The following is a 13,912-nucleotide window of genomic DNA, read 5'->3' on the forward strand; positions in this document are numbered from 1 at the left end:
TTGAGGTGGCATAAAACTTTCTTCGCAGAAGAAAATTGAGATGAAAAAATTTTTACTTGCACTGCTAATCCTTCTCCTTGTATTTCTTGGCCTTACCTACTGGTCTATTTCAGTAGGTCCTTCCGAATTATTTATTTCGAAAGTCCGGTCTTCCGAAGTTTCATCGGGCGGGTTTCAGGACGGAGACAGGGTGACGGTAATAGCGACTAATCGTTTCGAAGCCAACGCCCTGAAGCGTTTTATGCAAGGCGATAACTACCGCGAGGCCTGGGAGGCCCCGGTACAGGCCGAAATTTTTCTTCTTGATTCTTTTACAATCCGGGAAGAAGGCGGCGGTAATCAAACAAAGTCTCTTAAAATTGTAGGTGAAGACGGCGCTCTTTATAGTCTACGCAGTATCAACAAAGACCCTTCCCCTTTAATTCCAGAAGTTGCAAAAACCCTGGGCCTAGAAAACATTGTGGTAGACGGCATTTCTGCACAACATCCTTATGGAGCTGTTCTTGCAGCCGCTCTTGCCGATGCTGCCGACATTCTCCATACCCACCCCAAAATAGTCTACGTGCCACGGCACGATGCGATGGGAAAATATTCCGAAAAATATGGAAATCGCCTGTTCCTGCGCGAATATGAAACCGAAGGTAAAGTTAATTGGACCTCTTACAGTAACGTAGACCAAATCGTGGAGACCGATGAACTCCAGGAAATGAAGATTAACCTGAAGGAGGCTCTGCACATTGACCGCCAAAAACTGGTGCGGTCACGGCTTTTCGACCTCCTGATTGGCGATTGGGACAGGCATACAAAACAGTGGGGCTGGGTTATACAACAACAGGGGCAAAATAAAGTGGCAATTCCGTTGCCCGGAGACAGAGATAATGCTTTTTTCAGAATTGATGGTGTTATTCCCACCATCCTCACCAATCACTTGGTACAGCCCATGGTAAGGCCTTTTGAGAAGGATATTGATCATATACCTGGATTTGTTTATCCTTTTGATGTTTACTTCCTGAAAGATGTGCCCCGGCAGATTTTCATAGAGGAAGCGCAATACCTGCAACAACACTTAACAGACACTGAAATCAATAAAGCGCTTGAAGCCTGGCCCCCAAGCCTGGTGCAACTCAATGGCAATGAAATAGCTTCAAAACTGAAACATCGCCGGGACAAACTGCAGGAATATGCCATAGAATTTCATGAGGAGATCAATAAAAAGGAATTTCTTTCAGCACCCTTAAAGGGAAGTGAAGATTTAGAACTACCTGCAAACTTGCAAGAGTGTTTTGAATGTAGGTAGCCAGGTATATAAATGTAAAATTTACAGTAAAAAAGTACTTAATATCTACCCCACCTTTTTTTTAATCAGTAAATTTATACCTCATATTTCTAAATTCTCTCCCCATGAAAAAGCTGATCCTCTTTACGATCATGGCTTTATTTCTTTCATCATGTACAGCCGTAAAATTTGAAAGTCCACAACCATCTACTGCTCCTTCAATTTCAGAATTTCCTTCAAAAATGCATGGCATATTTGTTTCAAATAATGAAGACACACTTTTTATTGAAAAGAATTATTTTCGATATTCCGGAGGTACAGAAGTAGGTGTTGACGGAGACCTTTCTAAGCCACAAACTGTGCTAAAGAAAATGAATAGCAGTTATATTTTAAACCTTTATGATAAGGATAACTGGAATGTTTTTCCTTTTAAGGCTTCCAGAAATAAGATTGTTACCCACTGCGCCAATTTAACTTCAGAATCTGAGCAACTCATAGTGGAGGTACAAGAATCCAGACCTGTTAGAGAAATAACTTCTGAAGATGGTAAATTCGAATACTATCTACTTGCACCAACAGATAAAGAGTTTCGACAGCTCCTGCGAAAAAACCTTTTTTCAGAAAAAAAGATTTTTAAGAGGCTGAAGTAATCAGGATTTCATTTTACGGCTCTCAGTAGCCATTACTTTATCCCAAAACGTGAAATAAAGTCCGTAATTGGTCATAAATTCGGTGTGGTGATGGTGGTGATGGGTGGCACCAATAAATAGTTTCCCAAAACGGCTTTTTTGGAACCACAGCGGATAGATCTCTATATCAAGATGATTCACTACGCTACTCACTGTCATGACCAAAAGGTAAAAACCCAAAACATAGATATTCACAGGTAAAAAGATAAGGATCAATGGCAGGATAAGTGCTTCGATCAAACTCTCCCACGGATGAAAGGAAAAAGCCGTCCAGGGGGTAGGAATACGACTATCGTGGTGAACTTTATGCACAATCCTAAAGACTTTGGGATGATGCATCCAGCGGTGCACCCAGTAGTAATAGGTCTCATGAATGAGTAAAATGGCTAAAAGACTCACCGGCAAATACCAGTAGCCATAAAGATGCGGTTCCAGGTAAACAGCGGTATGTCCCTTTAGCCACAGCCAGTAGGTAGCCGCCCCCACCAGGGCAAAAATCGCAGATGATTTTATACTCCAAACAATCTCCTTTTTTAGCTGCTTTTTATTAGCCAGCCTTTTACTTAACCTTCTTTCATCATATTTCTTAAAGTTTTTGATGTAATAATAGTAGTAAAAGATCCCTGCTGCCACGAAATACCTGAAGAGGATTGCAAAAAAGAAGATTGCTGTATAAACCAAAAGAATTCCTGGGGTATTTGTTTCAGGTACAAGTATTTCAGTCATGGCCCTAAAATACTAATTACAATCTTAAATTCCTGTCAAAATATTCCGAAGCTATTTTTAAGTTTCCCGATATTTTCAGCAGTCCTTCATCTTTGCTTAACCTTTATTCTTTAATTTTACATACATCAAGCACTATAAATGGCAACATCAACCGAATTCCCTTCAGAATTCATTGCATATACCCGGAAATACAATCAGCCAGAAAATATATTTTATTCCGAAGGCATTAACCAACCGGAATATGCTCATTATACCCTTGAATTTTTTATTGATAAAACTAAACCAACAACATGAAAACCATTGCATTAATTGCCCACAACAGCCGCAAAACAGACCTGCTTAACTGGGCCAAAGTACATCGTGAAGCGCTCTTAAAATACAAACTCATAGGCACTTCCAACACTTCAAAACTACTTAGTGAAATGCTCGACATTGAAGTAAAGGGTTTTGGCCACGGCCCCAGCGGCGGCGACATTCTCCTGGCAGCTAAGATACTTCAGGGGGAAGTGCACATGATCATCTTTTTTATTGATGCCGAAACTCCCCACGGTCACGAACATGACATCCAGACCCTCATAAGGACTGCAGTGATCAACAATATCCCAATCGCACTAAACCGGGCATCGGCCGACTTACTGATTCTTGACGAAAGAGATCAGGAAGAATAGATCTGAAAAAATCAGGGAAGAAAAATGCCATTTTTGGCACCCCACCGGTTGTTCTCTCCTGGTGCATGTAGGTCTTCTAAAGAATTGAAACAGATCTAAAAAGCGCTTTTGCTTATCTTTTCATATCTTCAGTAAAAATTAAGCTGAAGCTATGAAAATCCTCCTTACCGGCGCCACAGGATATATTGGAAAGCGCCTCCTTCCTATACTGCTTTCCCGCGGCCACGAGGTGGTGTGTTGCGTTAGGGACAGGAACAGGTTTCCTACCGACGGTATATATGCACACGACAGGATTTCTCTGCTCGAAGTAGATTTCTTGAAGCCGCTGCCTTCATCGGAAATCATAAAGGATATTGATGCTGCTTATTACCTCATCCACTCTATGAGTGCAGGTACCGGAGATTTTGCAGAAATGGAAGCTGCTTCGGCCCACAATTTTTTAAAGCTTGTGGAGCCAACTTCGGTAAAACAGATCCTCTACCTCACCGGGATCACTAATGAAGAAGAACTTTCCAAACATCTTTCTTCCCGCCAAAACGTAGAAGAGATCCTTGGCAAAAGCAGTGTGCCACTCACGGCTCTTAAAGCCGGAATTATTGTTGGTTCGGGTAGTGCTTCCTTTGAGATCATGCGTGATTTGGTTGAAAAACTGCCGGTAATGATCACTCCTAAGTGGGTCACCACAAAGAGTCAGCCAATCGCTATAAGAAATGTACTGGAGTATTTAGAAGGGGTCCTTCTGCGGAAAGACACTTTCAACAAAGCTTTCGACATTGGTGGGCCCGATGTGCTGACCTATAAAGAAATGATGTTGCAGTTTGCAGATGTTAGAGGCTTTAAACGCAAGATCATTACAGTTCCCGTAATGACTCCCCGCCTTTCCTCCTACTGGCTGTATTTTGTTACGTCAACTTCTTATAAACTCGCCATAAACCTGGTGGACAGTATGAAAATTGAGGTCATTGCCAGGGACAATGATCTTGAAAAGATGCTGGGAATAAAATCCATTCCGTATAAAGAGGCTGTAGCGCTGGCTTTCCAAAAAATTGAGCAAAACAGCGTTATCTCCAGCTGGAAAGATTCGCTGGCCTCCAGTTATTCAGACAATTCGCTACTGGAGCATATCAATGTTCCTACCGATGGTTGCTTTAAAGAATACCGGGAAAAGAAGATCACAGGTGATCCCGATACAGTTCTAAAAAATATCTGGGCGATTGGCGGAAAACGCGGCTGGTATTACGGCAGCAGGTTATGGAAAATAAGAGGTTTTATGGATAAAATGGTGGGTGGCGTGGGCCTTAGGCGCGGGCGCACACATCCATTCCATATCAACACCGGCGACACTTTAGATTTTTGGCGGGTACTTGCAGCCGATGAAAAGAACCGCCGCTTGTTGCTATATGCCGAAATGAAATTACCCGGCGAAGCATGGCTGGAGTTTAAGATCACCGAAAGAAATGGGGAACATTTTCTGCAACAAACTGCTACATTCCGTCCCAATGGCCTTGCAGGTCGCCTCTATTGGTACACCGTGCTTCCCTTCCACTTTTTTGTTTTTGAAGGTATGGCTGGTAACCTGGTGAATTTTATCGATAAAGACTTAGAGGAAAAAACAAAATATCCCGAACAAAAACTTTAGAAACCCGGTCACAAAAATTTCTTTCTGAAATGTCATTTTTGAAAAACTTTACTTCGGAAAAAGTCAGCTTCAACTGAAGTTTTTCATTTCAGTTTGAAGATTACACTTCCCTGAAGTCTTTAAAAATCGGAATTCCCCCTGAACTTAGGTGCTCCAAAACTTGGAAAAGTAGCAGGTTTACGTTATCTTAAATAGAAAATCAGAAAAAAAGAATTATGAAAGAAAATGTAGGTAAAAAAGATCAGCTCATTAGAAGTATTGCAGGCCCTGCCCTTATGGGAATAGGCTTTTTTGCACTTGGCGGAAACAAGGGAAAACTTGCAGGTCTTGCGGCCATAGTCACAGGAACTTTGATTGCCGAAAGTTCTATCACCAGGGTATGCCCGGTAAACGAATTTCTTGGCGTTGACACCAGGGAGAAGAAAAAAAGTCCGATTAAAAAGATCAAAGAAGCCCTCATTTAATCTAAGAGAGTTTTCGTTTCTTAGCTGTAGATAATTCCTGAATGGGCTCATCGCGGCTAACCTTACCGGTCATTGTATTTGCACAATTTTGCTGCACCTCCCTGTGGTTTGCAGGCAATGGCGTGATGAACGATCTCATCCAGACCTTTGATCTCGATCCTGCCGCACTCGGGCATCTTACATCGGCAGTACAATTCGGTTTTATTACCGGCACCCTGGCTTTTGCCTTCCTGGGAATTGCAGACAGGTTTTCTCCTTCAAAAGTGTTCTTCTATTCTGCCATTTTTGGCGCCTTATTTAACCTGGGGATACTTGTGGAAAGCAACAGCTCCGGCAGTTTGCTAATGCTTAGGTTTCTTACAGGATTTTCCCTCGCAGGAATTTACCCTGTGGGAATGAAGATCGCATCCGATTATTATCGTGAAGGCCTTGGTAAATCACTCGGTTTCCTGGTGGGAGCCCTGGTTCTTGGAACAGCTCTCCCGCATTTACTTATGGCAGTAATGGGGCTGCAGGGTTTACCATGGAAAAGCGTTCTCGTTACTACTTCATTTCTGGCATTTTTGGGAGGGAGCCTTATTTTCCTGCTCGTGCAGGATGGCCCTTACCGTAGACCAATGTTACAAAAGGATTTTTCAGCCATGCTAAGGGTTTTTAATATTCCGAAGTTCAGGGCAGCGGCATTTGGCTATTTTGGACACATGTGGGAATTATACGCCTTCTGGGCCTTTGTTCCTGTGGTACTCAAAGTATACAGCGTACTGCACCCTCACAGCAACTTCAACGTTCCATTACTTTCTTTTTTCATCATTGGTTCCGGCGGACTTGTCTGTGCGGTCATTGGTCTCCTTTCTCAAAGTTGGGGCACTAAGAGAAGTGCTGCAGGTGCTTTACTACTTTCGGCTGCGTGTTGTATCATTTCTCCCCTTATGTTTCTGCAAACTTCAGAAACGTTCTTTATTATTTTTCTGCTCTTCTGGGGCATGGTGGTAGTGGCCGATTCTCCTTTATTTTCTACCCTTGTCGCAAAACATGCGCCTTCCAAAGGACGGGGCACGGCATTGACAGTGGTGAATTGCATCGGTTTTGCCATTACCATTGTAAGCATTGAACTGATAAGTTTTTTGCTTGAAGTGCTCGATCCGGTTTATCTGCTGTTATTTTTAGCTCCCGGGCCTCTTCTGGGCCTGCTGGTCCTTTTCAGAAAAAGAAGAAATCAATTGCCTACAATTTCCCCCGAAAAAGTTTAAATTTAGACAGGCAGCATCTCTTATTAAATGGAATACGACTACGACTATATTATTATTGGCAGCGGTTTTGGAGGCTCAGTGAGTGCGCTGCGACTTTCAGAAAAAGGTTATAAAGTACTCGTAGTCGAAAAAGGAAAATGGTTTAAGGCCAAAGATTTTCCTAAAACCAACTGGAACCTGAGAAAATGGCTCTGGATGCCGGCATTGAAATTTTTCGGCATCATGAAACTAAGCATCTTCAAACATGTGGCCGTAATTTCGGGCACGGGTGTGGGTGGCGGTTCGCTGGTCTACGCCAATACGCTCCCGGTTCCAAAAAAGGCATTTTACACCTCTGGTTCCTGGGGGCAGCTGGAAGACTGGGAAGAGGCACTCAAACCTCATTACCAGACTGCTTTAAACATGCTGGGCGCAGTGCCAAATCCGAGGTTATTTGATGCCGACAATGCCCTTGAGAAAATGGCTGAAGAAATGGGCAGAAAAGAGCATTTTGAACACCCTCATGTAGCCGTTTACTTCGGAAAAGAGGGAGAAACCAAAGAGGATCCCTACTTTGGCGGCAAAGGGCCCGATAGAACCGGCTGTAATTTTTGTGGCGGCTGCATGACCGGTTGTAGGTACAATGCGAAGAACACCCTTGACAAGAATTACCTTTGGCTGGCACAAAAGCTGGGGGCAAAAATACTGGCAGAAAATGAAGTCACAGATGTAAAAAAGCTTTCTTCGGAAGCTTATGAAGTGACACTCAAATCGAGTACCTCCTACTTCGGAAAGACCACAAAACTGCGGAGCAAGGGAGTGATCTTTTCCGGGGGAGTTTTAGGTACGGTAAAACTGTTGCTTAAGCTGAAGCAGAAAAGCCTTCCGAAGTTATCCGATAAAGTGGGAGACGAAATCCGCACGAATAACGAAACCCTCATCAGCGTTTCTACGGCCGATAAAGACAAAGATCTTTCAACAGGGGTCGCCATAGGAAGCCTGCTGCACACAGATGACAGCAGCCATCTCGAGGTGGTGCGGTATTCGCGTGGCTCGGGGTTCTGGAAACTGCTACACCTGCCAATGGCCACAGGAAAGACTCCGCCACAACGCATTCTGAATGTTATTTCTCAGCTAATAAGTTCCCCGGTTGCCTGGTTCAAAACATACTTTATCAATGGCTGGTCGAGAAGTACTGCGGTACTGCTTTTTATGCAAAGCATTGACAGTACCATAAAACTGAAGAGAAATTTCTTCGGAAGCATGTCCAGCGGGATAAGTTCGGGGGAAAAACCTACTTCAGATATTCCTGCTTCAAAAGATCTCACAAAAAGGTACAGCAAAGCCATCAACGGCAAAGCCACTTCTTTTGTTCTGGAAAGCATTGCCGGAATTCCCACTACAGCTCACATTTTAGGCGGTGCGGTGATGGGCAAAGATGCTTCAGAAGGCGTGATCAATTCGAGGAATGAAGTTTTTGGATATCAGAATTTATTGGTCATTGACGGATCCATGATCTCGGCAAACCCGGGTGTGAATCCCAGCCTTTCCATCACTGCAATAGCCGAAAGGGCCATGTCTTTTATTCCGCAGAAAAATGAGGTGTCAAAAATGGCATTTTTGACACCTCATTCAGAAGAGATCCAAAGCTAAAATACGCCGTTAGTTAAATAAGATAAATCTATAGAAGTTTAATATTCAATAGAATAGGCTGCAGTACTTTTACATCGAGAACCTTTAGGGTTAGGATGTCCCCTACACGCCTTTCCCTTCAGGTTTTTCATTTCTCCTTCTGTAACAATTGTCACTGTTTATTCTTTCCAAAAGAGTTTTTTTTGTAGTATATTGATAATCAGATAAAACTACAGTCATGAGCTACTATTTTACCACTACTTTAAAACAGGATTTTGACACAGCCATTCAAAAAGTTACCGAAGAACTCAAAAAAGAAGGTTTCGGTATTCTAACAGAGATCGATGTGAAGGAAACCTTTAAAAAGAAATTGGATGTAGATTTCAGAAAGTATAGAATCCTTGGTGCCTGCAATCCGCAAATGGCGCACCAGGCTATTTCAGCCGAGAGCAAGATTGGAACCATGTTGCCCTGCAATGTGATAGTGCAGGAAACCGGCGACGGCACGATTGAAGTATCAGCCGTTGATCCTGTGGCTTCCATGCAAGCTGTTAAAAATGACACTTTAGGGGATGTTGCCACTCAGGTACGGGAAAAGCTGAAAAAGGTAATTGATAGTATCAACTAGATTGAAATTAGTTTTTAATAAAATCCGGGGGACTTCAAAATTCTCCGGATTTTTTTTACTGTAACCTGTGTAACAAAAGTAACTGTACCGGCGCACCTTAGGAAGTACTTTTATCCTGTTTTTAAATGATAACACTTATGAAAACGGAAAAGATCATACAAGCCGGAAAAGGAACCATACTGGACGTTAGAACAAGAGCAGAATTTAGTGGTGGCCATGTAGCAGGTTCCAAAAATATACCCCTTACAGAATTACCCGATGAAATTGAGAATTTGAGATCATGGGAAGCCCCAATCATTCTTTGTTGCGCATCGGGCATAAGAAGTTCGCAAGCAGAACAATATCTCACCCGTGCCGGAATTAATTGTGTGAACGGAGGTTCCTGGCTCGAAGTAAATTACCTACAACATAAAGCATCTTAAAATGATAGAAAGTTTAAAACGAATTCTGGGACTTGGTCCAAAAACAAATTATGCCCAATTACTTGAACAAGGCGCCACTATTGTTGACGTGCGTACCAAAGGAGAATTTAGCGGCGGACACATCAATGGTTCAAAAAACATTCCGTTGAACAGCCTGGGCCAAAACCTGAAGAAAGTTGGAGATAAAAGTAAGCCAGTTATTACCTGTTGTGCTTCGGGCATGAGAAGTGCTTCAGCAAAAAACATATTGATATCGGCAGGATTCACAGAAGTACATAACGGCGGCGGCTGGAGAAACCTTCAGAATAAAATAGGATGAAAAACAGGTTTTTAAAGAACTGGACATGGGTACGTGCTGCCTACCTCATCATTGGATTACTTATAGTTTTTCAGGCTGCCAGCGCAGCACAGTGGTGGGGGCTTGCTTTAGGTATTTACGTTGCTGCTATGGGGCTTTTTAGCTTTGGATGTGCTGCAGGAAATTGTACGGGGCCAAATTGTGCGCTGGAACCTGATCGAGATCAGGAATTAAGAAAATAAGCAACATTATATTTACCACATAATTACTTTTATGGAAGAACATATCTATAACGTCGATTTACACTGGAAAACAGATCGCAAAGGAGAAATATCTTCTCCTGAACTCGATGAGAAAATCGAAGTGGCCACACCTCCCGAATTTCCGAAGGGAATTGCCGGGATCTGGTCTCCGGAACATCTTTACACGGCTGCAGTAAACAGCTGTTTTATGACTACTTTTTTGGCGATTGCCGAAAATTCAAAACTGGAATTTGAAAGTTTAAGTTGCCCTGCAAAAGGAAAGCTGAGCAAACAGGATGGAAAATTTATAATGTCACAGATCATCCTTGAACCTGTACTCACAATCTATCATGAAGAGGACAAAGAGAAGGCCGAAAAGATCCTTTTTAAAGCCGAAAAAGCCTGTCTCATCACAAATTCTATAAAAGCTGAAGTTATTTTAATCCCGAAGATAAATCTGGCAGAATCTTTGGTATCATAAAGTTACAGTCCCCCTACACTGGAGATCCCGTCTGAAGATTTTTTGTCTTCTTCGGGATCTTTTTTTTTGCGCAGTTTCAGCCATTTTATAGGCAAATCAGAAAAAAATTTATTTACAACAATTTTGACTGTAACAAATGATCTCCAGAAAAGTCTATAGGAGAAATTGCTGAAGAAAAAATATTAAGAGCAGGTTTTTCAAATCAAAACCTGCTCACTTTTCTAAGGCAGGTAAATCTTTCAAAAATGGATAGATTATTCCTGATTATCGTCATGTTGCTCTTAAGCCAGAATGTTTTGGCGGGTGAAAAGACCATTACTACTTCAGACGGGGTTGACCTTTACGTGAAAGTAGAAGGCAAGGGCACTCCACTGCTTTACATTCACGGCGGGCCGGGATCGGGTAGCTATTGGTTTGAGAAACTAACGGGAGAATTTTTGGAAGAACATTTTACGGTGGTTTACCTCGACCAGCGTGGCGTTGGAAGATCCCAAAGTTCACCTACCCAGGATTATTCCCTTGACCGTATGGCGCTCGACTTTGAAGAAGTAAGAGCAGCATTGGGTTTTAAAGACTGGCTTACCCTGGGTCACTCCTTTGGAGGCATCTTACAAATGGGTTATGCACAAAGGTATCCTTCCTCCCAAAAAGGAATGCTCATGATAAATTGCACGCTAAACCTTACGGAATCGGCTTGCGAAAGCTGGCTTCCAAAGGCAGCTGAATATGTTGGGGAAACCTATAGCTGTGCGGGAGACACAGTTGCCCTGCCCCAAAGAATGAATGACTACGGCAGAAAGCTGCAGGAAAAAGGCCTCTTCTGGAAAATGGGCTCCAGAGATCCTGAAACTTTTCCAAAACTCGACCAAATGTCTGGAGAAATAGAAAATTTCAATTATGATCTTAGTAACAATGTTATGAAGAGAAGCGAATACTGGCAGAACTTTAAACTGCTTAGTGGTAGTATGAAGATGCCGGTGCTCTACTTCTACGGCACCCATGATTATATGGTGGGGCCGCGACATTATCAGGATCTTCAATTTTCGAATCTACTTTTGTGGGAAAATAATGGTGGGCATGTGCCGTTCATAGAAGACAGCAACGATCTCGAAAAGGCCGTGCTGGCATACAAAGAAAAGTACAGGGTTTAAAAATAATTGTTTGAGGAGAACAGGTTGTCAAAAAATCGTTTTTTGGCAACCTTTCTTATTTTCTGGCGGTTTTTAGCGGATCGTCTCCAGCCCTTCGGGTGGCGTTACAGCAAGTTCCTCGAGATCAGGTTCGGGAAGATCAAAGTTTCTTTTATCCTTTTTATATTCCGCAACATATTGGCTCAGGGTTTCCAGTTCCTGGGCATTCAGGTAGTTGGAATTAGGCTTCTCCGCCAGTTGTAGCCAGGGCACCGGCCCTGCAAAGTCGTAATCTCCAAAAACCATAAAAGGAGTCCCGTTGTGTTCTACTAGCTGGCCTGTAGCATCCAGTTTCCACTGGTTCGCCCAGTTGTAAATTGTAATGGCATCATCTTTTCGCAATCTTACACAAGCGTGACTCGCGGGGTAGCCGGGCATGGAATATTGATGTACGCCGACTCCTTCAAAGTTCATAAAATTGAAGTAATAAGGCATAAGCCAGGAATCATCTACCGTGCTAATTTTGCTGCGGGCTTTATAGTTTCCGTAGAAGAGTCCGGCGGGAGTTTGCGTAGACTTTTTTCCCGAACTCACGGGTCCCCATTTTAGAAGTTTTCCATTCTCGTACAATGCAAATCCCTGTATTCTTCTCGAGATAAGCACGGTCTTGGGTATGGAATCAAGCATTTCCAGTCTTTGGGGAAAAGGAGAATAATCTAAAAAGTTTTTGGTGAGGGTATCGGGTATCACCAAAACATCACCTGCCCTTAGCCGGTAAGCGTCCACGCGGTTGATAGCAAAAATAAATTCCTGCTCCAGTTCGTTGAACCTGGTTTTAAAACTATCAACCTGGGCAGTATTTTCAAGGCTGTCGCGATGGTAGGTGACGAACAGGGGCAACTTTTCAACTTCATGGCTGACCGTTGGTTCAATTGTAGCTTCTGGTTGATTAGAATTTTGAGACTGAAGTGCCGTTTCAGATCGTTCACAGGAAGTCCATCCCGTAAGTACAAGAAGCATTAAAAGAAGATGAGCGATATTTTTCCGGATGCATTTCATGATCTTCTGCTCAAAGCTTAAAACTATTATAAGATACTAATAATCAAACATTAACAAGATTACTTTCCCTAACTATATTACTCCTAATTTCAACAATTTTTGGGTCATTCCCTGGGTGAACCGAAAATCAATTCTTCTGAAAAATGGCATTTTAAAGATCCATTTTTAATGATGAAAATACTCCGTATTCCCTGAAAAAACCTTAAAATAAACTAAAATGTTTAGCAATAAATAATTACCTTGTCAACATCAAAAAATGCTGATTATGAAATTTCTTTTCCTTCTTTTCTTCACCTTATTAGGAACGGGAGCGATGGCGCAGGAGAGCCCTGTTACCTTTGAAAGTAAGGGAATTACCTTCTCTGGAGATCAAAGTGTAACACGCGAGAATAAACAAATTGTAGAGCTTACCGGCAATGTACATTTCACTACCTCTATAGTAGAGATTGAAAAAGCCGAAAAAATAGTTTACGATAAGAACACCAAAACTTTTACAATTAGCGGCTTCAATGAGCTTATGCTAAATGGAAAAAAGCGCCTGGCTTCAGATTTAGGTTCTACAACCCTTAAGATAGATCTTGGTGGCAGCATTGCATACCTGGTAGCCGAATCTACAAACTGTAAAGGCGGGAAAGGCAAAGGCTGCTAAGATTTATGAACGAAGCATATTTTAGAGACGAAGATTTCACCTCAGAAAATCTTCGCCACGGCAACCTTCCCGAAGGTGAATACGACAACTGCACCTTTAAAGCCATTAATTTTTCCGGCGCTCACCTGTCAAAAATGACATTTTCGGAATGCCTTTTTGAAGCCTGTGACCTTAGCAACTGCATTACCAGAGGAACCTGCATCAGGGATACAGAGTTTATAGATTGTAAATTGATGGGGCTAAATTTTCATGAGCTTGATCCTTTTTTGCTCTCATTTTCCTTTCAAAATTGTCTTTTAAACTTTTCTTCTTTCTCCAGATTAAAACTGAAGAATATTTCTTTTGATGATTGCAAGCTGATTCAGGTAGATTTTTCTGAAGCCGATTTAACTTCAGCCACTTTCCAGAATTGTGATTTTAGCGGTGCCACCTTTATAGACACCAGGCTGGAAAAAGCCGATTTTAGCACTTCCAGGAACTTCAGCATAGATCCTGAAAATAACAACATCAAGGGAGCTCATTTCTCTTCAGAAAATATTCGGGGCCTTCTGGAGAAGTATCAAATCAAGATCTCATAACCCCTTCTACCTCTGCAATAAGCGGCCCGATTCTTGCTGCTTGTAAAACCGGCAGATAAAAAGCTTATCTTTGCCATCTTCTTTACAAGATACACGGCAGGT

The 13,912-nt window shown here is 42.3% G+C and carries 18 protein-coding genes; 16 read left to right on the forward strand and 2 right to left on the reverse strand.

Annotated elements, in window-relative coordinates:
* The first annotated feature begins 40 nt into the window (after nucleotides 1-40).
* Nucleotides 41-1,297 carry a hypothetical protein gene (locus tag ACQ93I_RS06770; RefSeq protein WP_431697796.1) on the forward strand — a complete coding sequence of 419 codons (1,257 nt, stop codon included), beginning with the start codon at nucleotides 41-43 and terminating at the stop codon, nucleotides 1,295-1,297.
* 104 nt (nucleotides 1,298-1,401) lie between these two features.
* Entirely contained in the window at nucleotides 1,402-1,926 is a 525-nt protein-coding gene (locus ACQ93I_RS06775) for a hypothetical protein (protein WP_431697797.1), read from the forward strand.
* On the opposite strand, the gene ACQ93I_RS06780 is transcribed toward ACQ93I_RS06775, so the two are convergent.
* Nucleotides 1,927-2,691, reverse strand: a complete 765-nt coding sequence (locus ACQ93I_RS06780; protein WP_431697798.1) for a sterol desaturase family protein — start codon at nucleotides 2,689-2,691, stop codon at nucleotides 1,927-1,929.
* Between the two features lie 138 nt (nucleotides 2,692-2,829).
* Between ACQ93I_RS06780 and ACQ93I_RS06785 the strand changes: the two genes are divergently transcribed.
* The 12 genes from ACQ93I_RS06785 (at nucleotide 2,830) to ACQ93I_RS06840 (ending at nucleotide 11,545) form a co-directional block, all read left to right on the forward strand.
* Nucleotides 2,830-2,985 (forward strand): hypothetical protein, encoded by a 156-nt coding sequence (locus ACQ93I_RS06785; RefSeq protein ID WP_431697800.1) that lies wholly within the window; start codon nucleotides 2,830-2,832, stop codon nucleotides 2,983-2,985.
* Nucleotides 2,982-3,359 carry a methylglyoxal synthase gene (locus tag ACQ93I_RS06790; RefSeq protein ID WP_266070625.1) on the forward strand — a complete coding sequence of 126 codons (378 nt, stop codon included), beginning with the start codon at nucleotides 2,982-2,984 and terminating at the stop codon, nucleotides 3,357-3,359. The genes ACQ93I_RS06785 and ACQ93I_RS06790 overlap by 4 nt, the downstream gene beginning before the upstream one ends.
* A gap of 151 nt (nucleotides 3,360-3,510) precedes the next feature.
* Complete coding sequence (locus ACQ93I_RS06795; protein ID WP_431697801.1) at nucleotides 3,511-4,998, forward strand: SDR family oxidoreductase; 1,488 nt, start codon at nucleotides 3,511-3,513, stop codon at nucleotides 4,996-4,998.
* A gap of 215 nt (nucleotides 4,999-5,213) precedes the next feature.
* On the forward strand, nucleotides 5,214-5,462 hold the full coding sequence (locus tag ACQ93I_RS06800; protein WP_431697802.1) for a YgaP family membrane protein: 249 nt from the start codon (nucleotides 5,214-5,216) through the stop codon (nucleotides 5,460-5,462).
* Between the two features lie 41 nt (nucleotides 5,463-5,503).
* A complete protein-coding gene (locus tag ACQ93I_RS06805; RefSeq protein WP_431697803.1) occupies nucleotides 5,504-6,712 on the forward strand; it encodes an MFS transporter in 1,209 nt (402 codons plus the stop codon).
* Between the two features lie 27 nt (nucleotides 6,713-6,739).
* Nucleotides 6,740-8,344 carry a GMC oxidoreductase gene (locus tag ACQ93I_RS06810; protein WP_431697805.1) on the forward strand — a complete coding sequence of 535 codons (1,605 nt, stop codon included), beginning with the start codon at nucleotides 6,740-6,742 and terminating at the stop codon, nucleotides 8,342-8,344.
* Nucleotides 8,345-8,561: 217 nt separating this feature from the next.
* Nucleotides 8,562-8,951, forward strand: coding sequence for a DUF302 domain-containing protein (locus ACQ93I_RS06815; protein ID WP_266070620.1), 390 nt, complete (start codon nucleotides 8,562-8,564; stop codon nucleotides 8,949-8,951).
* 137 nt (nucleotides 8,952-9,088) lie between these two features.
* Nucleotides 9,089-9,373 carry a rhodanese-like domain-containing protein gene (locus ACQ93I_RS06820; protein ID WP_431697806.1) on the forward strand — a complete coding sequence of 95 codons (285 nt, stop codon included), beginning with the start codon at nucleotides 9,089-9,091 and terminating at the stop codon, nucleotides 9,371-9,373.
* Between the two features lies 1 nt (nucleotide 9,374).
* Nucleotides 9,375-9,692 (forward strand): rhodanese-like domain-containing protein, encoded by a 318-nt coding sequence (locus ACQ93I_RS06825; RefSeq protein WP_431697807.1) that lies wholly within the window; start codon nucleotides 9,375-9,377, stop codon nucleotides 9,690-9,692.
* Nucleotides 9,689-9,913: a hypothetical protein gene (locus ACQ93I_RS06830; RefSeq protein WP_431697808.1), complete on the forward strand. Its 225-nt coding sequence runs from the start codon at nucleotides 9,689-9,691 to the stop codon at nucleotides 9,911-9,913. The genes ACQ93I_RS06825 and ACQ93I_RS06830 overlap by 4 nt, the downstream gene beginning before the upstream one ends.
* A gap of 31 nt (nucleotides 9,914-9,944) precedes the next feature.
* Nucleotides 9,945-10,394: an OsmC family protein gene (locus ACQ93I_RS06835; RefSeq protein WP_431697810.1), complete on the forward strand. Its 450-nt coding sequence runs from the start codon at nucleotides 9,945-9,947 to the stop codon at nucleotides 10,392-10,394.
* 245 nt (nucleotides 10,395-10,639) lie between these two features.
* A complete protein-coding gene (locus ACQ93I_RS06840) occupies nucleotides 10,640-11,545 on the forward strand; it encodes an alpha/beta fold hydrolase (RefSeq protein WP_431697812.1) in 906 nt (301 codons plus the stop codon).
* A gap of 72 nt (nucleotides 11,546-11,617) precedes the next feature.
* On the opposite strand, the gene ACQ93I_RS06845 is transcribed toward ACQ93I_RS06840, so the two are convergent.
* Nucleotides 11,618-12,583: a L,D-transpeptidase gene (locus ACQ93I_RS06845; RefSeq protein WP_431697814.1), complete on the reverse strand. Its 966-nt coding sequence runs from the start codon at nucleotides 12,581-12,583 to the stop codon at nucleotides 11,618-11,620.
* 265 nt (nucleotides 12,584-12,848) lie between these two features.
* Between ACQ93I_RS06845 and ACQ93I_RS06850 the strand changes: the two genes are divergently transcribed.
* Together ACQ93I_RS06850 and ACQ93I_RS06855 are read left to right on the forward strand one after the other, a co-directional pair.
* The gene (locus ACQ93I_RS06850; protein WP_266070613.1) at nucleotides 12,849-13,232 is read left to right on the forward strand and encodes a hypothetical protein; all 384 of its coding nucleotides are present in this window, start codon (nucleotides 12,849-12,851) and stop codon (nucleotides 13,230-13,232) included.
* A 5-nt stretch (nucleotides 13,233-13,237) separates the two neighbouring features.
* Nucleotides 13,238-13,810 (forward strand): pentapeptide repeat-containing protein, encoded by a 573-nt coding sequence (locus tag ACQ93I_RS06855; RefSeq protein ID WP_431697815.1) that lies wholly within the window; start codon nucleotides 13,238-13,240, stop codon nucleotides 13,808-13,810.
* Nucleotides 13,811-13,912 lie beyond the last annotated feature (102 nt).

It is taken from the genome of Salinimicrobium sp. WS361, from assembly GCF_050750585.1.
Lineage (GTDB): Bacteria > Bacteroidota > Bacteroidia > Flavobacteriales > Flavobacteriaceae > Salinimicrobium.